At 46.8% G+C, this 20,403-nt stretch carries 17 protein-coding genes; 1 reads left to right on the forward strand and 16 read right to left on the reverse strand.

What is annotated here, in order from left to right; genetic code table 11:
* Nucleotides 1-35: 35 nt before the first annotated feature.
* The 16 genes from ACQ5DJ_RS06080 to ACQ5DJ_RS06155 form a co-directional block, all read right to left on the reverse strand.
* Nucleotides 36-929: an ABC transporter permease gene (locus ACQ5DJ_RS06080; RefSeq protein WP_429841648.1), complete on the reverse strand. Its 894-nt coding sequence runs from the start codon at nucleotides 927-929 to the stop codon at nucleotides 36-38.
* A gap of 1 nt (nucleotide 930) precedes the next feature.
* Nucleotides 931-1,869 carry a nickel ABC transporter permease gene (nikB, locus tag ACQ5DJ_RS06085; RefSeq protein WP_429841649.1) on the reverse strand — a complete coding sequence of 313 codons (939 nt, stop codon included), beginning with the start codon at nucleotides 1,867-1,869 and terminating at the stop codon, nucleotides 931-933.
* Nucleotides 1,870-1,915: 46 nt separating this feature from the next.
* Nucleotides 1,916-3,217 (reverse strand): serine hydrolase domain-containing protein, encoded by a 1,302-nt coding sequence (locus tag ACQ5DJ_RS06090; protein ID WP_429841650.1) that lies wholly within the window; start codon nucleotides 3,215-3,217, stop codon nucleotides 1,916-1,918.
* A 33-nt stretch (nucleotides 3,218-3,250) separates the two neighbouring features.
* Nucleotides 3,251-4,894 (reverse strand): ABC transporter substrate-binding protein, encoded by a 1,644-nt coding sequence (locus ACQ5DJ_RS06095; RefSeq protein WP_429841651.1) that lies wholly within the window; start codon nucleotides 4,892-4,894, stop codon nucleotides 3,251-3,253.
* Between the two features lie 40 nt (nucleotides 4,895-4,934).
* The gene (locus ACQ5DJ_RS06100) at nucleotides 4,935-6,014 is read right to left on the reverse strand and encodes a M42 family metallopeptidase (protein ID WP_429841652.1); all 1,080 of its coding nucleotides are present in this window, start codon (nucleotides 6,012-6,014) and stop codon (nucleotides 4,935-4,937) included.
* Between the two features lie 25 nt (nucleotides 6,015-6,039).
* A complete protein-coding gene (locus ACQ5DJ_RS06105) occupies nucleotides 6,040-7,605 on the reverse strand; it encodes an AMP-binding protein (RefSeq protein ID WP_429841673.1) in 1,566 nt (521 codons plus the stop codon).
* A gap of 26 nt (nucleotides 7,606-7,631) precedes the next feature.
* Nucleotides 7,632-8,402, reverse strand: a complete 771-nt coding sequence (locus tag ACQ5DJ_RS06110; protein WP_429841653.1) for an enoyl-CoA hydratase/isomerase family protein — start codon at nucleotides 8,400-8,402, stop codon at nucleotides 7,632-7,634.
* Nucleotides 8,389-9,273 (reverse strand): amidohydrolase family protein, encoded by an 885-nt coding sequence (locus ACQ5DJ_RS06115; protein ID WP_429841654.1) that lies wholly within the window; start codon nucleotides 9,271-9,273, stop codon nucleotides 8,389-8,391. Before ACQ5DJ_RS06115 ends, ACQ5DJ_RS06110 begins: the two co-directional genes overlap by 14 nt.
* Nucleotides 9,260-9,922: a TetR/AcrR family transcriptional regulator gene (locus tag ACQ5DJ_RS06120; protein ID WP_429841655.1), complete on the reverse strand. Its 663-nt coding sequence runs from the start codon at nucleotides 9,920-9,922 to the stop codon at nucleotides 9,260-9,262. The genes ACQ5DJ_RS06115 and ACQ5DJ_RS06120 overlap by 14 nt, the downstream gene beginning before the upstream one ends.
* Before the next feature lie 296 nt (nucleotides 9,923-10,218).
* Nucleotides 10,219-12,471 (reverse strand): ATP-binding cassette domain-containing protein, encoded by a 2,253-nt coding sequence (locus ACQ5DJ_RS06125; protein ID WP_429841656.1) that lies wholly within the window; start codon nucleotides 12,469-12,471, stop codon nucleotides 10,219-10,221.
* A gap of 164 nt (nucleotides 12,472-12,635) precedes the next feature.
* Nucleotides 12,636-13,898 (reverse strand): molybdopterin molybdotransferase MoeA, encoded by a 1,263-nt coding sequence (locus tag ACQ5DJ_RS06130; RefSeq protein ID WP_429841657.1) that lies wholly within the window; start codon nucleotides 13,896-13,898, stop codon nucleotides 12,636-12,638.
* A gap of 496 nt (nucleotides 13,899-14,394) precedes the next feature.
* Complete coding sequence (locus ACQ5DJ_RS06135; RefSeq protein ID WP_429841658.1) at nucleotides 14,395-15,480, reverse strand: serine hydrolase domain-containing protein; 1,086 nt, start codon at nucleotides 15,478-15,480, stop codon at nucleotides 14,395-14,397.
* Nucleotides 15,455-16,909, reverse strand: coding sequence for a serine hydrolase domain-containing protein (locus ACQ5DJ_RS06140; RefSeq protein ID WP_429841659.1), 1,455 nt, complete (start codon nucleotides 16,907-16,909; stop codon nucleotides 15,455-15,457). Before ACQ5DJ_RS06140 ends, ACQ5DJ_RS06135 begins: the two co-directional genes overlap by 26 nt.
* A gap of 101 nt (nucleotides 16,910-17,010) precedes the next feature.
* Complete coding sequence (locus tag ACQ5DJ_RS06145) at nucleotides 17,011-17,343, reverse strand: ABC transporter substrate-binding protein (protein ID WP_429841660.1); 333 nt, start codon at nucleotides 17,341-17,343, stop codon at nucleotides 17,011-17,013.
* 157 nt (nucleotides 17,344-17,500) lie between these two features.
* Nucleotides 17,501-18,523 (reverse strand): MerR family transcriptional regulator, encoded by a 1,023-nt coding sequence (locus tag ACQ5DJ_RS06150; protein ID WP_429841661.1) that lies wholly within the window; start codon nucleotides 18,521-18,523, stop codon nucleotides 17,501-17,503.
* Between the two features lie 165 nt (nucleotides 18,524-18,688).
* Entirely contained in the window at nucleotides 18,689-19,645 is a 957-nt protein-coding gene (locus tag ACQ5DJ_RS06155) for a PLP-dependent cysteine synthase family protein (RefSeq protein ID WP_429841662.1), read from the reverse strand.
* A gap of 127 nt (nucleotides 19,646-19,772) precedes the next feature.
* Here ACQ5DJ_RS06155 and ACQ5DJ_RS06160 point away from each other — a divergent pair, with 127 nt between their 5' ends.
* A complete protein-coding gene (locus ACQ5DJ_RS06160; protein WP_429841663.1) occupies nucleotides 19,773-20,330 on the forward strand; it encodes a helix-turn-helix domain-containing protein in 558 nt (185 codons plus the stop codon).
* The last annotated feature ends 73 nt before the right edge of the window (nucleotides 20,331-20,403 follow it).

Raw genomic sequence — 20,403 nt, forward strand, 5'->3', positions numbered from 1 at the left:
AATGGAATCCCCTCTCCCATCCTCTTATTGCCCTTTTACTTTTGCGTACGAGGATCAAAAATGTCACGCAAGGAATCTCCCAGCCGGTTTACTGCCAACACGACAATGGTGATGGCCAATCCCGGGTATGTCGCAAGCCACCAGGCATCGGTCAAATAATCTTTTCCTTCATTCAACATGGTCCCCCATTCGGGAGTCGGCGGCTGCGCGCCTAAGCCGATAAAACCCAATGCGGCCGTATCGAGAATCGCTCCCCCGACGAACAGTGTCATGTATACGAACAATACATTCGTAATATTGGGGAGAACCTGAAAAAGAATGATCCACCAGCTCGGCGTCCCGATCGATCTGCTGGCTTCCACATATCCAGAAGACATGATGACGAGCGTCGCTGCCCTGATCAGACGCGCAAAGCTGGGAATCGAAGAAATGCCGATTGCGATCATCGCATTGGTTTGACTCGGTCCAAGCGCCGCGACAATCGCCAAAGCCAAAATGATCCCCGGCAAGGCGAGCAAAATATCCATAATCCGCATGAGCAGGTGATCAATGAATCCTCCCACATACGCACTGATGACACCAATCATCGTTCCAGCCGCAACTGTGATGCCGACCGCCATGACAGCAACCACAAGCGTAACGCGCGTTCCGTATAAAATACGGGAAAACAAATCGCGGCCGATCGCATCCGTTCCGAGAACATGCTTGGCAGACGGGCCTTGCAAAAAGGCTTCGTAGTTACTTTCAGTAGGGTCATAAGGGGCGATCCAAGGCCCGACGATTCCGATCACAGAAATGAGTAATAGCACCACCAAGCTTAGTTTTGCCGCTCGCTGTTTCTTGATTTTTCCCCAAAATGCAAGCTTGGGAAAAATCGGGGATTTGGCTTGCGTCGCCCCATGTGCAACGGTTTTGTTCACCTCATTCAAGTTACCGCCCCTCCTTAACCGTAATGAGGTCGACACGCGGATCAATCAAACCATAGAGGAGATCGACCATCATATTTACCACGACATAGACGAAGCCCATAAGTAGTACAATGCCCTGAATCATCGGAAAATCACGGGATGAAATCGCACGGATAGCCAATGTGCCGATTCCAGGCCAGTTGAACACTTGTTCGATGATAACCGCCCCGCCCAACAGAGTCGCGATTTGCAAGCCTACCACCGTAACAACAGGAATCATGACATTGCACAAGGCGTGTCGGAATAGGATGATCGACTCCCTCAATCCCTTGGCTCGTGCCGTTCGAATGTACTCATGGGAAAGCACTTCGACCATACCTGAACGCGTCAGTCGGCTGATCATCGCGGAAGACAAAACGCCCAAGGTACAAGCAGGCAAAACAAGATCCTTCCATCCCGTACCGCCCGCGATTGGAAACCAGCCTAATTGAACGGAAAATAACATGATTACGATTAACCCCAGCCAGAAGCTCGGCAGCGATAATCCGATCGAAGCTGCCGCCATGAGCATAAAGTCCAAGAGCGTATTCTTGTATTTTGCAGCGATTATTCCCATCGTTAAGCCAATCACGACCGCGATGCCAATCCCAGCGAAGGCTAGCTTGGCCGTTGCCGGAAACCGTTCCATTATTTCCACGATGACAGGTCTTTCTGTTTGTAAGGAAGTCCCGAAATCTCCTTGGATTACTTTTTCCATGTAGGTCAGGTACTGATGAGGAAGGGGCTGATTTAGCCCCATTTGTTCACGTAACTGTTCCACTTGTGCTTTTGTAGCCTTTTCCCCTAACATGATCCGTACCGGATCTCCAGGAATAAAATGAACGAGCGCAAACGAAAAGATGGAAATGCCGAGGAGGACAATCACTCCCGATAGCATCCGATTCAACAAATACTGTTTCATGATTCGTTCACTCCTCTCTTCCAGAATGCGTATTCATTGCTTACGGCTAAACTCGCTTGGGAGTTTGGCGATAGGAGCCCATCATTCGAATAACCTTTTGACTTCCGTCTCGTATAAAGCGTACGGTTTGATCCGCCCCTTCAACATTCGCGAGAAAAACGTCTTCGTCGATCGCTTTTAAAGAGAATGAGTCCGAATGATCGACCGTTACGATCAGCGTGCCTGCCTCTACGCTTACCTGAAGATGCATTCCTTCCATTGAGCCGTACTCGCCCGCATATTCAAGCAGACGATCTTTTGGGAAGTCATATTCCTTATACGTGACATGCGTTGATTTCGCTGGACGATTCTCGATGCAGTGAAACGTGCCATGTGCCAATGCGGCAGCCGGCGAACCGCTGAGATTGGTGAGTGCCACGGCAGCCAATCCGTTCTCGGGGATGATGCTCATGTAGGCTTGGATCCCTTTTTCTCTGCCGCTATGGCCCAGCATCAAAGCACCGTAGAAATTGGGTGTAATCGCTACACCATACCCGTAATATTGGTTATGTTCGCATCGGAAATAAGGGGTGGTCATCTGCTGCATACTTTCCGTGCGAAGGATTCGTTCCTTGCCAATCAAACCTTTCGTTCGAAACAGCTCGGTGTATCTCATCATGTCGGTGAGCGTTGATTTTAATCCGCCGGAAGATTGAAACGGCGGTGTCTCAAATAACGGTGTCCTATCCTCGTACCCGTGCAACTCCATTAAAGAAAAGCAACTATGCTGCATTCCCGCTGGTTGGAGAATATGCTCCTTCACATATGTCGAATATGGCTTGCCGCTTGCCCGCTCAACAATTGCTCCCAGTAGCGTATAGCAATCATTCGAATAACTGAACTCCGTACCTGGTGCGCCCAATAAAGTAAATTCCAGTTGTGCCATATAGGTCATCAATTCCTCATAGGTGTTCATCCCACGCTTAAGTGCTTCATCAACGCAAGATAATGGCGGCAAGCCGGAGGAATGGGTTAGAAAGTTGTGAATGGTGATTGCTTCCGTTCCACGTCCCGTTTTCACATGAAACTCTGGCAAAAAACGGGAAATAGGATCGGCAACCGTCAGTTTTCCCGCTTCCTGTAGCTGCATGATCGCAATAGCAGTGAACGATTTCGTAATCGAAGCGATTCCGAACAAAGTATCAACTGTCGCTACCTGAACTTGCTCGGCATCACGATAGCCGAAGCCTTTGGCATAAACGAGCTGTCCGTGTTTGGCCACTCCAATTGCAGCTCCAGGCACGTTGCTTCCCATCATTATTTCTCGGACAAACTCCTCATAACTCACGATCCATTCCTGATTGTTCATGACCTGTTTCTCCTTGTTTTTTTGTTTCCTCGCTTACTTAACCCACACGTCCTGATACAATTTCAGTCCGGATGGATCAAGCATCAGTCCCTGAACGCGGTTGTTTACCACGACAAACCGTTTTTCGGTGTAAATGGGAATCCAAAACGCCTCCTCCACAGAGCGCTTCTGAAGATCTTCATAAATTTTCGCTCTCTCGTCGCTCTTCATCGTCACCTGTCCCTTTTCCAGCAAGGAATCGATCGTTTTGTCATGGATAGCTGAACGATTCATCCCACCGATCTGAGTTGAATGCATGAACGGAAACAAGATATCAGGGTCATCAGCGACGTATCCATCCAGCGCCATGTCAAATGTGCCGGCAGCAGTTAAATGGTCGACTGCGCTGCCTTCCAGATTAATGATTTTCACGTCTGCCCCAATCGCTTTGAACATTCCTTGCATCAACTGGGCAGGTTGAGACCATACTTCCATACTCAACAATTCGAAATGAAGTGGTTTTCCTGCTTTCTCCCTTATGCCTTGTACATTCAGTTTCCATCCGGCTTCTTCCAGGAGCTTTATCGCTTCCTCAGGGTTGTATTTGTAGGCATATTGGGCAATGGATTGATCGTATCCGAACAAATTTGCTGGCAGCGGACCATCTGCAACAATTCCTTCGCCTTGCAGATGCGACTGTACGATGGCATCCTTCTTTATTGCCATTTGCAACGCTTTGCGTACGTTTTTATCTTGTAATATCTCGTTTTTCAAGTTCAGCTCGACAAACAACCCCAAGCCGCGCTTTGTCTGCTCAAGTACCGTAAAACCATTGTTGTTCTTGAATTTCTTCGCGTCTTTCGCAGGCAGATCAGCGATATCGATGGTTCCGCTTTCCAAAGCAGCGACAGCCGTTTGCGGATTTCGAATCAATTTCAGAACTAATTTGTCCGGCCACGGTGGTCCTTGATTTTTAAAGGAGGGCGTTGCCCAGCGATAGGCATCATTTTGAATCAGTGTGATAGAATCTCCTGATTTCCAGCTCTCCATCTTCCATGGACCGACACCGACCGGATTCCTTCCGTATTGATCCCCAAACTTTTGCACCGCGTCCAGCGAGAGCGGCTGCATCCAGCTCGCGGAAGTGAAATAGGTGAGGAGCGTGGCAGACGGTTCATTCAACTCCAAAATAAGTGTCTGATCATCTGGGGTTTGGATCGATTTGATGATGCCAAGAACCATCCCTACGCCTTTCGGAGCGATTTCCGGAGACATGGCCCGCTCAAACGTTCGCTTGTACGCCTGTGCAGTAAGCAGTGTCCCATCATGAAAGGTAACGCCTTGGCGAATACGAAATGTCCATGTCTTCCCATCTTCCGAAATGGAGTACGATTTGGCCAGATGGGGCTTGACCTCATTTGTTTGGGGATCTCTGTAAAGGAGAGCCCCCCCTAGATTGAGCGCGATCCCCTCCGTGCTTAACGCTGTCGATTTGTGGACATCCAGTGTATCTGGTTCACTGCCGATCGCAACGGTGATCGTTCCGCCCTTTTTCTCGGATATATGGGCATCTTTTTTTCCTTCATCAGTATCTGATTTCGTGGAAAGTGTCCCGCAGCCGGCCACGCTTGCCAGTAGTACGAAACAGGAAAGGACAATGCTCACAAACGTGGCGGGTTCCCGCTTTCTTATCCCCATGAATGACATCACTCCCTCGTTTGGGACATATCCTGGCCTCCTACGATCTGAGCCAATCAACCGTTTTTTGATCCAGCTTTTTGACGAGAGCCGTCAGCAATTTCACCGTATTTTCCACATCATCATGATGGAGAATCGAAGCGTGACTGTGAATGTAACGCGCAGGGATTGCAATGACGATGGATGGAGCCCCTTTGCCAACCATATGAGCAGCTCCAGCGTCCGTACCCGCACCTGCAATAGCAGCATATTGATACGGGATGCCTTCCTCTTCAGCCGTATCAAATAACAGATCCCGCAATTTCCGATTGGGCACGAGTGAGCCGTCGAATAGACCAATCGTAGGCCCGCCACCGCACTTGATATCAGGCAAATTAGGAGAGTCGGCGCTTCCCGGCGTGTCAAACGTTATCCCTGTCTCCAATGCAATGAATATATCTGGCTGCACCATATACGTGCTCGTGAATGCGCCGCGGCATCCCACTTCTTCTTGTGCAGTAGCTCCGCTATATACGATGTTGGGGTGATCCGTTTCTTGTAACTGTTTCATTACTTCAATGGCTGTCAGGCAACCGCCGCGATTATCGAGCGCTTTTGCCATATACATCTTGTCATTCGCCATCACCGTGAAAGGACAGATCGGCACAATCGGATCACCTGGACGAATTCCCAGCTCCTTTGCCTGTTCTGCACTGGATGCGCCGATGTCGATGAACATCCGCTCGATCTCAACCACTTTCTTTCGTTCTTCCGAAGACAGCAGATGCGGTGGTTTTGACCCGATTACGCCGACAATATCCCCTTTGCCTGTTTTAATGTTCACGCGCTGTGCCAGCATCACCTGCGACCACCAGCCACCAAGCGGCTGGAAAGCGATGAATCCATCCTTCATGACACGCGTTACCATGAACCCCACTTCATCCATATGGCCCATCATCATGATTTTGGGTCCATTGGCCAGGCCTGTTTTCCGCCCGATTATGCTTCCCAGATTATCTGTGAACACTTCTTCTGTAAGCGGTTCCAAGTACGTGTGCATTAATTCTCGCACTTCCTGTTCTTGTCCAGGAACTCCGGAAGCCTCTGACAGCTCTTTCAGTACCTTTACCCAACTATTCATCCATATCTTCCTCTCCATTTTCATGTTATCTCCAGCTATCATCCATGCGATCATAGGAACCGATGCGAAGATCTGCTTTTTCGTTCGCCAGTACATGCTTGGCTATACGCTCAGATGGGGTTCGAGGCAATTCACTGCGGTATTCCCAATATCGTGGAACCTTGTAGTAAGCAAGATGCTCGGTGCAATAAGAGATCAATTCATGAGGAGGCACTGTTTGGCCCTCTTTCACTACCACGTATGCCTTGATTTCTTCCCCGCGTATTTCGTCTTTCACTGGAAGGCAGGCAGCATATTGCACGGCCGGATGCATTTTCATGACTTCCTCAACCTCAGTAGCCGAAATATTTTCCCCGCTCCGGCGAATCATCTCCTTTTTTCTGCCGACATAATAGATGTATCCGTCTTCATCCATTCGCACCAAATCTCCGGTGTGGAACCAGCCGCCCTGAAAGGCAGCGCAAGTCGCATCAGTATCTTTATAGTAGCCATCCATCATCCCCAAGCCCCGTAGGAGGAGCTCGCCAACCTCGCCCCTCGAAACGGGGTGGTTGTGAATATCAACAATGCGGACGGTCCGATCTTTATCCGGTTTTCCGATGCAGCCTGTTCCGAGCAATCGGTCATGATCGTGTGGTTTAACCGAAATATCTCCACCTGTCTCTGTCATACCGAAAACCTCATACCATGGCGCGCCCCAGCGCTCTTCCAATTCGCGGTGCAGATGCGGGGGAATGGCCGAGCAAAGGATGGCGCGAACGTTGTTTTCCCTGTCTAATGGCGAGCGTGGTGTTTTGACCATTAGCGTGGGCATGATCCCCAGGCAGTAGAAAAAGGTAACGCCATATTGCCGTACTTTCTTCCAAAATGTAGAGGGATGAAATCGATCGAGAACCACAAGCTTTGCCCCCACAGCGATCGCACCCAGCAAATTCCATTGCGGGTCCATATAGTAAAAGGGCTGCGCCGTTAACAGTACATCTGAATGGGTCAAATTGGGATGCTGCTCGACCATCTTTTTTGCTATGGTGAGCCAATATTCATGTGAAAGCATACACCCTTTGGGGAAGCCTGTCGTGCCGGATGTATATTGGATATTGACTATCGTTTCAGGAAAAACGGTAAGCGCTGTTGGAGTTGTGGGTGCTGCTTCACACATCGTTCTGAAATCGAGAACGTTGGGATCGTCTGATTGGTCTACTGAGAGGATTGTTTTGAGGGTTTGTAAGGAAGGTTTGATCTTATGTAGCAGGGATACAAATTCCTGTGAAGTTACGATAACGATTGCTTCGGAGTGGTGGAGGATATACTGTGCATCGTACTCTTTGTAATTTACATTTATCGGCACTATATTCGCGCCCAGTTTTGCCAACGCCAGCCAGACAAGCGGGAATTCCGGCTGGTTCCTCAGCATGACGGCTACCCGATCCCCATAGCCTACGCCCAGCACTTGGAGCATGTTGGCGATCTGGTTGGAACGGTCTTCTATCTCCTTAAATGACAGTTGTTCATTCCATTCATCAAAGACTAGGCCGATTTTTTCTCCCCATCGTTTGGCCGCCCGTGCCGTCAAAGACTTGATTTCTTGCATGTCCAAAAGGTTTCAGCCCCCCTTCTCTATACCGATCCTTTTTTTCGGAACCCTTCAGCCGCCTGCTTGGATTCAATCGTTTGCACGGTTGCCAGCGCATGCTCGATCTCCAATTCAAAAGCTGCCTCCAGATCGCATTGTGCCCCGCGATTTAGCGCAAATTTGGCTTTTGCAAGTGCAACTTGCGGGAGCTTAGCTAACCGTTTCGCCCACTTGTCAGCTTCTTCAGCTAACACTTTATGATCCACTACCTTGTTGATGAGTCCTAGATGCAGTGCTTGCGATGCACCAAACCTTTCGCCCGAAAACAGCAATTCTTTCGCCCGGACCAGTCCAATCGCGATGGGAAGGATATGCGAGATTCCTCCGGTAACACTAAGTCCCACACTCACTTCCGGAAAGCCGAATTCGGCATCTTGAGCGGCGATGATCAAATCGCATCCAAGCGCAAACTCACACCCTGCTCCTAATGCATAACCATGGACCGCAGCGATTACCGGAAAAGGAACACGTTGGATCTTTCGAGTTATATCCTGAATATTCTGTAAATTCCGACGAAGCTCAGCCTCATTTGCAGGCTTTTCTTCATGACGCAAATCATGTCCTGCACAAAAAGCATTCCCGCGGCCAGCCAGAATTGCTGCCCTTACTCCTTCCCGTTCCAACTGATCGAGCGATCCATACAGCTCCTCTACCAATTGTGGAATCACCGCATTTAACCGCTCAGGGCGATTCAGATGAATCCAGCCTATCTCTTGATGGATCTCACACTCTACCACCGCCTTACGTGTTGTCATTCTTTTTTACCTCCGCCTTTATTTTGGAAAACAATGCTTTTGCATTCGAACCGAGCACCTTCTCTAGCACCTCGGGCTTTATGCTTAATTCCTTCCATTCTGCAATCGCGCGTTTCAGAGGAAATACAGGCCAGTCTGTTGCAAAGAGGATTTGATCTTGCAAGAGGTTGTTTGCTAACCTGTACATCATCTCCCACCCTGCTCCTTGCACCCCCAAATACCTTGGAGAAAGCCCGCCCAAATCCACCAGAACATTGGGATGCTTGCGCGCTACGGCAACCATTTCAGGCACCCAGGGCCAGCCCCCATGACACGCGATCAATGTTAATTCTGGAAAATCACAGGCGACTTGATCCAGTAACAGCGGGTGTTCATTCCGGATGGGATGAATCATCGAATAATTAATTCCCGTATGAATGGCAACAGCCAAGCCTAATTCGGCAGCCTTTGCGTATACGGGATATAATTTGCGATCATCGATCGGCATCTCAAAAAATGCAGGCTGGATGTTTACTCCCAGAAAACCCAGATCTCTGATGCGGCTCACTTGTTGGACAGCGCGCATCGGTCTGAAATGCTCCATGGAAATCGTACCGAATCCTGAGAAGAGCTCGGTGTTAGCGGATATGACTTTTGCCAATGCTTCATTCAGCGCATCCCCATCCTCGCCGAATTCGTATTCTGCATGCATAATGGCGTGGTCTACTCCTGATTCTTTCATTTCTTGAATCAAATCGTCGAGCGTTTTCGCGATAGTCGATCTTACTTGTAACACCGCATCATATTGAGCGACGTACTCATTTCGCATTTCACCTATGCGTGCCTCACGGAACTGCTGTGGCAAGCGGACACGGGCATCAAGAATGTTCATGCGTAGCAGCCCCCAGCCATGGTTTCATAAAAAAACGAGCGGGTTCAGGCAGATCCAAATCGGAGACAGTCAGTTGCTGACCGTTTCGCTTTGCCTGAACGAGTGCAAGCGCCATATCGGAAAAATTCAAGCTGATTTCTTCCAATGAATTTGGGCCATCGGGCGAGTACCAATGGGCGACACCCGTGCACATTTGAAGCAAAGCCAGAACGGTAAGCTTGGTATTTTCTATCGTAAATACGCCCCCCTCTAATCCGCCCGTTAAAATACGCTGCCAGAGCAGCTCATATTCACTGCGCAACCTGGCAATTTCTACGCGCGTATTTCCTGTCAGCGCACGGAACTCGGTATCTACTACTAATGCTGTTAGCTTGTCAATGGCATGGCTGGTAACATGAAGCTGTACAAACGCTGCCAATTGTTGTTCGGGCGCTTCAAGCTCAGCGAGCACTTCCTTTGCATTTTCAAGAAGGGTCTGTAACCCTTCTTGCATGATGGCAACGAGCAGATCCTCTTTTGTTTTCATGTAATGATAGAGGGTAGAGGAGGTTACCTCTGCTTCTAGAGCGATATCACGTATGCTGGTTGCTTCAAAACCCTTTCTTGCGAATAGCCGTAATGCTGCTTGATATATTTTTTCTTTCGTCAAAAAAGCGCGCTCCTTTCTACTGATGATCGCAGGAAACTAGAGTCTCTCATGTCCAGATACTTGTGGCGTTTACATCATCTGCTTTTTGGGCTTTGTCGATCGATCGATCGATAAGTTTCTTATAATCACCACTTTACTTAGTACCCGTTTTATTGTCAAGATTATTCTTTATTTTCTGATATTTATTACGGTATAACAAAAATCTCCTCCGGTTTCCCTTGAGGAGATCTGAATTCGTTATGCCATAGCAGTTTTTACGTCGGAATCCCATCCATTACGAAAGTGGATGGGATGGATTACTTCAAGTATCTTCCCGTGATTGACTTTTCCGCATGGATGATCTGCGGAGGTGTGCCCTCGAAGACCACCTGACCGCCGTTGCTGCCTCCGTCCGGTCCCATATCGATAATCCAATCCGCTTGGCTGATCACATCGAGATTGTGCTCGATGACGATTACCGTATTGCCTGCATCTACGAGGCGGTTCATGATCTCCAGAAGGTGACCGATATCTGACATATGTAAGCCAGTTGTCGGCTCGTCCATCACGTAGATGCTGCCCTTCTTATGCAGCTCGCTTGCCAGCTTGATGCGCTGACATTCCCCGCCAGAGAGCGTACTAAGTGGCTGGCCGAGTGTAATATAGTTCAGCCCCACATCACTCATCGCCTGGAGCTTGCGCACAACCTCTTTTAGCTCAAAAAATTCCAATGCCTGCTCCACCGTCATCTCCAGGACTTCTGCAATTGACTTGCCATTCAGCTTGTATGCAAGTACCTCTTCCTTGAACCGTCTACCTCCGCAGACTTCGCATGGCAGCTTTACGCTTTCAAGGAATGCAAGGTCTGTATACACAACACCTAGCCCTTGGCAATTCTCGCAAGCCCCCTTGGAGTTGAAGCTGAACAAGCCCTGGTTGACCTTGTTCGCGGATGCAAACGCCTTGCGCACATCATCCATAATCCCTGTGTAGGTCGCGGGATTCGAGCGTGTTGACACGCCTACCGCCGATTGGTCGATGACGATTGCATCCGAATGGTTGCTGAGGAATACTTCGTTAATCAGCGTGCTCTTGCCAGAGCCTGCGACACCCGTAACTACGGTCAGGACTCCTGTTGGAATGTCAACATTTACGTTTTGCAGGTTGTGCAGTGTGGCATTTTGGATGGTCAGCTTGCCGGATGGCTTCCTGGAATCTTGCTTCAGTTGAAGCGGCCGTTTCATATGGGTACCTGTCAGTGTCCCTGACTCCAGCAGACCTTCGAAGCTGCCTTCATACACGATGGTACCGCCGTGGCTACCAGCGTGAGGCCCGACGTCGACGATATGATCTGCCACCTTGATTACATCGGGATCATGCTCGACGACAATCACGGTATTGCCCTTGTCACGCAGCTTCTGAAGCAATTCATTTAACCGGTGTACATCACGGGGGTGTAAACCAACGCTGGGCTCATCAAAAATGTAAGTAACATCCACCAGACTGCCGCTCAGATGCTTCACCATCTTGACACGCTGCGACTCGCCGCCAGATAAGGTATCCGTCTCACGATCCAGCGTCAAGTAGTCTAGTCCGATATCCACTAGATGCTCCAACCGTTCCGTCAGCGACTTGACCATCGGTGCAGCGACCGAATCGTCAATCTCCTGAATGACGCGGATGAGCCGACCGACCTCCATCGAAGACATCTCTGCAATGTTGAGGCCATTGATTTTGCAGTTGAGTGCGGCCTGATTGAGTCTCGCACCATGACAGCTGGAGCAAGAACCTTCAGTGATGAACGGCGCAACCGCTTTTTGTGTACGCTCAGATTTCGTTTTTAGATCCTGCTTGATGTATTTGTTGGTGAACTTCTCAATGACGCCTTCCACTGTAATATTCACGGCTTTCCCGGCGAATTGCATCTCTACTTTCCTCGCCTTGGCGTACAACAGCTGCTCAAGCTCCTCATCCGAATAATCGCTCAGCTTCTTGTCAGGATCGAAGCCCGTCTGCACGAGCATATTCCATTCCATGCTGTCTACCTTATAGTCCGGCAACATGATTGCCCCTTCATTCAACGACTTTGACATGTCCAGCGCCTTGCTCATGTCGATGCTCAGACTGCGACCGATCCCATTGCATTCGGGACACATGCCTTGGGGGTCATTAAAGGAAAACATATGTGCTTGTCCAACATGGGGCTGACCTATTCGAGAGAACAGTAGGCGAAGAATGGGTGAAATATCGGTAATTGTGCCCATCGTAGAATGGGAACCGCCCCCCAGTCGCTTCTGGTCCACGATAACCGCCATGCTCAGGTTCTCGATCGCGTCCGTATCCGGCTGTGGATAGCGGGGCAGGAAATTGCGCACGAACATGCTGAAGTTCTCATTCAGCAATCGCGTGGATTCTGCGGCGATCGTATCGAAGACGATCGATGACTTGCCAGATCCAGATACACCGGTGAAGATCGTAATCTTCCGCTTGGGAATGCGCAAGGATACGTTCTTGAGATTGTTTTCCCTCGCACCGGAGATTACGATATACTCCTGATAAGATTCGCTCATGCCAAACATCCTTCCGATAGTATTCATTTCTACTTATATTTACATTGTACCATTCAGAAGGAGAACTTCGCTTCTGGCAGTTCTCGCTTACAACACGCACTTTCCTACCTATTTATTTCCAATCAACAGCCGTTACTTTCACCAAAGCGCCCGCAAGGTGAGTATTATCCTCTAAGCATCAAGGCGGAGACAAGTTCACCTTGTAGCATTCCCTTTCCTCCAGGTGGAATCATGATCAAGCAATCGGAATCCTTAATGGATACCATAACGCTTGATTGATCCATGCCGACAGGTTTTACGAATACTTTGCCATCGATTACATACGATTTACCACGAACATACCGGGGATACGCATTTACCTTTGGAAAGTCTTCGCCTAGAAAAGCAGTAAAGTCTCGCATGTATCTATTTTGAATACCCTGCATACCCAAAATCACAGGACGAACGAAGAGTTCAAAACCAACAAAGCATGCTCCCGGATTGCCTGACAAAGCAAACAAAAATTGATCATTCCAAACCCCTGCGGACGTAGGGCTTCCGGGTCGCATCGCCACTTTGTTAAACAGGACCTTCCCTTTCCATTTTTCAAAAATATCTACGAGAATGTCATAGTCGCCTACCGATACTCCACCTGATGTGATCACGAAATCCGCAACGGAGAATGCTTCAAGAATAAGAGTTTGTGCCTGATCTGCTTCGTCTGGGATGGAACCCATCAGTAACGGAATCCCTCCTGACTCCCGAATAAGTGCAGCCAGCATGTAAGAGTTACTGTTTCGAATTTTACCTGCACAAAGTGGCGCATCTACAGGCAAAAGCTCTGAACCTGTTGCAAATATCGCGATGGTTGGGCGCTTATATACTTTGACGCGGGAGAAACCGAATGTAGCCAACAATGCGGTCTCACCAGCGAGGATTTCTGTTCCTTTTTGCAGGACACAATCACCCATTGTGATTTCCTGGCCAATTGGAGTCAGGTTCTTCCCAGGATGGATTTCTTTTTTTACCGAAATGTATGTTTTGCCCTGCTCTTCAAAGTCGTCTGTCATTTCCAGCATGATGACTGCGTTTGCATTTTCCGGTACCATGGCTCCCGTCATAATTCGGGAGGCGGTTCTTTCCGATATTTCTTTTGTAGGAACAGCTCCACACGGAATATTGTCGATCACTTCCAAAAGGACAGGGGATTCAGATGATGCCCCGCTAGTTGAACTGGACATGATCGCAAAACCATCCATCCCGGAACGCCGGAAATGAGGCATGTTGTCTGTCGCAATGATCTCCTCCGCCAGCGTACGACTGTAGGCATTTTCCAATGAGACTTCTTCTACACCGAGATGGTTCAGATGTTGCTCAATTCTGCGCTGTGCTTCCACGACTTGCACCGCATTTCGGTGAAATCGATTCACGCTTTCTACTCTATCCATGTCGTCTACACTACCCTCCAATTTGAGACATGCGTTAAACTTCTGATTTCGAATAAAACCAACCGTAGTAATGCCAAGCTCCGATTATCACCCTTTCAGACGCCAGAAAACCTGATTCAACATGATCGGGATCATAGCGATAAAAGGGATGCGACATATCCACTTCTTCCTTTTTTCTCGAAACGGGCGTGTCTAGTGGTCAAATTCGAGCAACTCTGCCTTAGCTTCATGCTTCACTCCATTTAGTTCAAAGCTAATTTTTTCATCTTCTCTAAAACCTCCAAGAAAATAATAAAAGCCCACCATCAAACAACCTGAGCATGACTACATGAACATGCGCAAATTGTTTAATGGTGGGCTAATTCCTAAGCATCCAATGATACTCGTTATCCGTCCCAACGTACTTTGAGTTTGAGATCAGGATGTTTGAGCAATTCGTCAAATTGGAAATCCAAATTTTTTTATGGAAGGATTGTACACAAGAAAAAGCTAATCGCTACGGAATGACATACGGTTGTTCGAATAAAATATTCTCGACTGCCTTTACTACTTTTTCCGTCCACTCATGTTCCTGATCTACATTTGTGAGATAAATAATCGTTTTATCGGTTTCAATGTATCGTCTTAGCCAACTTCGATACCCAGGCCAGCTTCCGCCGTGATGCACGACTTTTCCTGTCACCTGATCTTCACACAACCGCCAGCCATATCCATAATTAGATAGACTGTTGTCAGTAAGCTGCACTGGGGAAAATGCTCTCTCTAGCGTTGCTTTTTTTACCAGCTTTTCTGTGTAGAGAGCTCTGTCCCACTTACGCATGTCATCCAGTGTTGAACTGATCGCGCCGTCTCCCTGAATGCCATCCAGATAAACGACAAAATCGTACTCACTTGATTCATCCGGTAACACGAATGCCTCAGATTGAGCAGAATACACGTATCCATAGGCGTAATGCTGGATCAACTCAGGAGAATATCTTCGGTTGTACACTTTCGTATGATGCATACCTAGTGGTTGAAAAATCTGTTGCTGCAAAAAATCGGCAAATCGTATATCAGCTGCGTGCTCTACAATAGAAGCCAATAAAGCATAGGCGGTATTACTGTACTCATACTTTTCATTGGGTTGAAACAAGACGTTGGGTCGATGCTTGATTAGCTGTTCGAGTATGTCTTGATTCGTTGCTATTCGCGTTTTATCCCAATATTGCGAAAACAGATCCATGTAATCAGGCAAACCGGATGTGTGCACAAGTAGATTCTCTACAGTAATATCGTCATAAGGGAAATCTGGAAAAAACTTATCAACTTTATCTGTATAGTCGAGCTTCCCTTGCTCTTGCAAGATCATGATACCCATTGCTGTAAACGCCTTGGAAACCGATGCGAGCTCAAATACCGAATGCGGTGATAATCTTTCAGCCGTTTCCAGACTGACCATTCCTATGGAATTTTGATAATATGGATTCCCTTCTTCCAAAATCAAGATGTTGCCGCTCCAATTGTTTTGTTCGGCAATCGTAGAAAAAAGCTCATCAAGCTCGCGGCATCTTGCATCATTTACGTTGACTCGCTGGGTCATTTTTCGTTTCCCCCACCGTTTTTGTAAATCGTCTCCCCGCAAAAGCTATTCGAACAATCTCATTCTTTCCTACTCTGATAAACTGTGCCGAGAAATCTGTCCCAAAAGCCCGGACTACAAAGAGATCTTCAGCAAATGGCCTCATAACGTAGTTTTCTCCCAAAAAGGAGAGCATCAGTTGACCATTTTCCAATCGGATCGGCAATGTCCCAAAGTCACTAGAATGATAATCCCCTACGAATTGATCCATAGCTTCCTCAGTTAGGAAATCAATCTTGCTAACCAGATGAGAGGATTCAGGAGGGCGGTTTTCCAGACTATTTAGCGCACCCAACATAACCGCCAGAACCGGCGACAATTCTAGATTCGACAGTGCCACTCCGGCCAGTCCTGTTTCAGGAAAAAAGCACATCTGAGCCGTAACCCCTTTAATACCACCACTATGTTCCACTAACGTTTTTCCATAGTAGTCAGTCGTTATGAACAAGCCATATCCGTAAAATTGGTCAGGTACCAAGTTGGTCGGAAAGTAAGGGGTTATCATTCGTTGTACACTTTCAGTTGTCAGGATACGATTTCCCCCTGCTGTAAGCCCACCTTTACAGAACATGTCCGTATATCGCAGCATATCCCGCACCGTTGATTTTATAAATCCTGCCGCCCGAAAAACGGGAGTGTCCCACCAATTCGAAGATGAGACCACTTCCTTGTGATCGCCTCTGTCCCGCATGATATACAGCTTTGTAATATTCTCGTAGCCATTCAGCTCTTCCAGAAAAAAGCTTGTGTGCTCCATCCCGATTGGATGTATGATATGCTCCTTGACATAAGCCTCATACGACTTCCCGCTGACGCGTTCAATGATCGCTCCCAGCAAGGCAAAACCATCATTGGAATAACTGAACTCTGTACCTGGTGGCCCTAAAAGCTCTAAATCTAATGTAGAGATTACACTCATCAGGTCTTCGTACGTATCGATTGGTTCCGTAAGAACTGTCTGGTTTTGGAAAAATGGATGGTTTACCTCATTCTCTTCCAAGCTTGGCATCACACTTGCCAAAAATGTTGGCAAGGGAGGAATTCCACTCGTATTCGTCATAAAATGATGAATCGTGATTTGCCCCACATCAAGATTTTTCAGACGGAATTCCGGCAAGTATTTGACAACAGGGTCATGTACGGATAACTTACCTGCTTCTTGTAATTGCATGACTGCCACACAGGTAAAAGATTTTGTTATCGATCCTATACCAAAAACCGTATCGATTGTAACTCCTAACTGCCGTTCCACATCACGGAAGCCAAATCCGTTACTATAGAAGATTTGACCATCTTTTGCTAATCCCATACAAACACCAGGAACCTGACCTTTTGTTATCCATTTTTGAGCATATTTTTCAAAAGAATCAACCCATTCGTTATTTTGCATGCGCTTCTCTCCTTTGTTGACATGTAGTTAGTGCTCGATCCAGCTGTCATTATATGTCGGCATGACAGATGTCCACTTTACTCCTTTTACTAGCCATTAATTCAGCTGTTTTTGCTTTTATCTGCGGATTGTGTCCCATCGTGGAAGGTAATCCCGGAACGAATAGTGAAGGTCCACGTTTTGCCATCCGCAGAAATTTTATAGTTACTAGCAAGAGAAGGCTTGTATTCATTTGTGGCAGGATCCTTATATAGCAGTGATCCACCGAGCAACCAGGTATAGACCCCAGCAGATGCAACAGACATGTGAGCATCTAACGTATCCGGTTCAAAAGGGTACGCTACTGTAATGGTTCCGCCTGCTTTGGGTTGAGCACCCTCCTGCTGCTCGGCTGGCACAGTTGTTTGCGTGCTGCAACCAACCACCAAGAACATACATAGAATGACAAATCCCCGTCAAAAGACACTGTACGTTTTTCGCTTGTTTTTCTTCATATGTCAGCATGCCACCTCCTTCCCTTTTCTTTTTGAAAGAACTACCGATGATGACAGATGATTTCACCTCCTTCGTAAGCTGTAACAAAGAGTACCTTTACTCTTTATCCATTTGTTGAAGCTTCCACTGTAACGCTTGGTAGAATAATTCATTTGTTTTCATATACGATTGCAGACTAGGGTACAGGATTGAGCAAATTCTTCTGAAACGTTCGAGATTTTCTGATTGGCTTGAGAGCATCTTTTCAGCAAACCGACGGAAAAATGACTGCGGGATAGGGAGTTCGTCAACATCGGCAAACATCAAGACATACTCTTGGACATTCGCCTGTACGACAGGACTACCTGGAGTTGCATGTTGCTCCGCTGCTTTCAACAACTGTTTAAGGTTTTTAAGCATTCTGGCGCTCCACATCTCCACACTGATCTTAGGCAGGTGAACTATTTCTAGATAGGACATAACATCATGCTTCATCTCCAGGACAATCTGTGGATCATTAAACATTTCCTCCAACTCATCTAATGCAGCCGTTTGTGCTGCCGAAAGCTTGCCTTCCAGCAACGAAGAAACGTTAACCCCTAACAAAAATATCTCTCGCCATTCAACCGGGAATTGCTCAGGAAAAACGGACGAAGCCATTTTTTCCAAAATAAACTTTTCTCGTTCCAATGCATCTGTAGAAATTGATTCAATGAGCTCGTGCATATAGCTCAAAGAATCACTGCCACCCTTACTGTGCTTTGTTTGTTCCAAAATGGATTTCATGCTGGCAAGAGTACGCATTTGGATGTCCAAAGCTTCGATTTGCCATTCTATCGCCATATCAACAGGTACATCCCCAGCTAACATTTTCTTAATTTCATCAATACCAAAGTTTAAATAGCGGAGGGTTAGGATCAGTTTTAACCGCCATATTTCCTCTGCCGTATACATACGATGACCTCCAGGAGTTATCTCAGCAGGTGAAAGCAGGCCGATCTCGTCATAATATCGAACAGTGGATACAGAACATTCTGTCATTTTTGCCACTTGTCCGATGAAGAATTTCACGTCTATCGTTGTTCGATTAGTCTGTTGATTTTGTGTGGTGTCTAATCTGCACCTCACCTTTCCGTGCATGTGACAACACCTCCTAGCCAATTATAAAACCTCAAGTAACTTGAGATTCAAGGGGCAATATGAGTAAAGGCAATTAAAAAAAGCCAGGTGATTGTTGACACGTGGTTTCGTAAGCTCGTAAGATTGATAGCCCTCATGCAAACTCGCATGATTGGACGGTTGAAGTTATTCATAGAGGTCTGTGCTTACATATTTGAGACCTGAATCATTAATCGTTAACACAATATTGGCCCCTTTTTCTTTCCCTTTCAAAAGCTGTAAGGCAGCCGCAACATTTGCTCCTGAAGAAAATCCTGCGAATATTCCTTCTTTTCTTGCTAGTTCTCTAGCAATCTGTGTCGCTTCTTCATCAGTAACATGGATGTAGTCTGTAACCAAGTTCTTATCCAGAAGAGGTAAATCCATGGAATATCCCCCACCTTGGATCTTGTGATTGAGGTTAGTAGCAGCTTTACCAGAGTAGAACGGTGCGGTGTAAGGTTCAACTAAATAACAACGAATGTTAGGATTATACTTTTTTAACGTTTTTGCACAACCTGTAAAAGTGCCACCAGAACCAGCAAAATCAAGGAAAACGTCTACTTTTCCATCCGTTTGCTGCCAAATTTCTTCCCCCGTGTGAAATTCATGCGCATGAATATTGCCAATGTGATGAAATTGGTCAGCACGAAACGCATTTCTTTCTTTTGTGATTTGCTGCGCTACTTCTTCCACTTTAGCGAGGTCTTCACCAGAAACTTGTCCTATAGGGGAACCAGGCGCTTGGTCTACTAAAACAACTTCTGCTCCGAGAGCTTTCATCATCCTCGCTCTTTCCATTGAATTTCCTTTTGACATGACAGCAACGAATTTATACCCTTTGACTCCACAAACAATCGCAAGTCCAGTCCCTGTATTGCCACTCGTTAATTCCACAACGGTGTCATTTGGTTTTAGAATTCCTACCTTCTCAGCCTCTTCAATGATCTGCAAAGCGATTCTATCCTTTTTGCTAAAGCCTGGATTTAAATATTCCAGTTTGGCGAAAATATTTCCATCGAAATTTTCTGTTAGCCTAGATAGATGAACCATGGGAGTGTTACCAATCGCTTGATGAACGCCTGATAATATCTTGTTCTCCATAGACACAGCGCCTCTTTTCGTATATTTTGGACTATATAGTGTCTGCTTCAAGCTATATATAGCTCGATTTTAAAGGATAACGTACATACGTGCAATATAACGTCCGAACTCTATGGAGGGCATTTTGATGGAAGAATTTCACACAAATATTGGCGAGAACATAAAGCGCATTCGGAAAGAAAGAAACTTGAGCTTGGATAAAACATCTGAACTAACAGGCGTTAGCAAAACGATGTTAGGACAAATTGAAAGAGGCAAGTCTGCTCCAACTATCACAACCCTTTGGAAAATTGCTAGTGGGTTGCGCTTATCCTTTTCTTCACTCGTTAGTCAATTCAAACCGAACGTTACGATCGTAAAAAAGAAGGAAGTAAATCCTATTATTGAAAATAACGGTCAATATCGTGTGTATCCACTTGTCCCGTATAATCCGGAACAACAGTTTGAGATCTTTTCAGTAACTCTTGAACCTGGATGCGAGCATATAGCAGAACCGCATACAACTGGGGTTGAGGAATTTATCCTCGTAAATGAAGGCACGCTTGAGGTTGTTGTCAATGAACAAGTTTATATCGTTGAGCCTGAGGATACTCTCATTTTTAAAGCAGACAGGCCTCACATTTATCGAAACAATGGAGATCGTATCGTAAAGTGTTCCGTAGTCATTCACTACTCAAGTCAATGAAAACAAAGAGAAACCCCACTGAAGTGCACCCCTTAAAGTAGACATTGGAAAAACCCCTACGGTTTACCGATGA

The organism is Brevibacillus sp. FIR094 (assembly GCF_050477165.1).
GTDB lineage: Bacteria > Bacillota > Bacilli > Brevibacillales > Brevibacillaceae > Brevibacillus.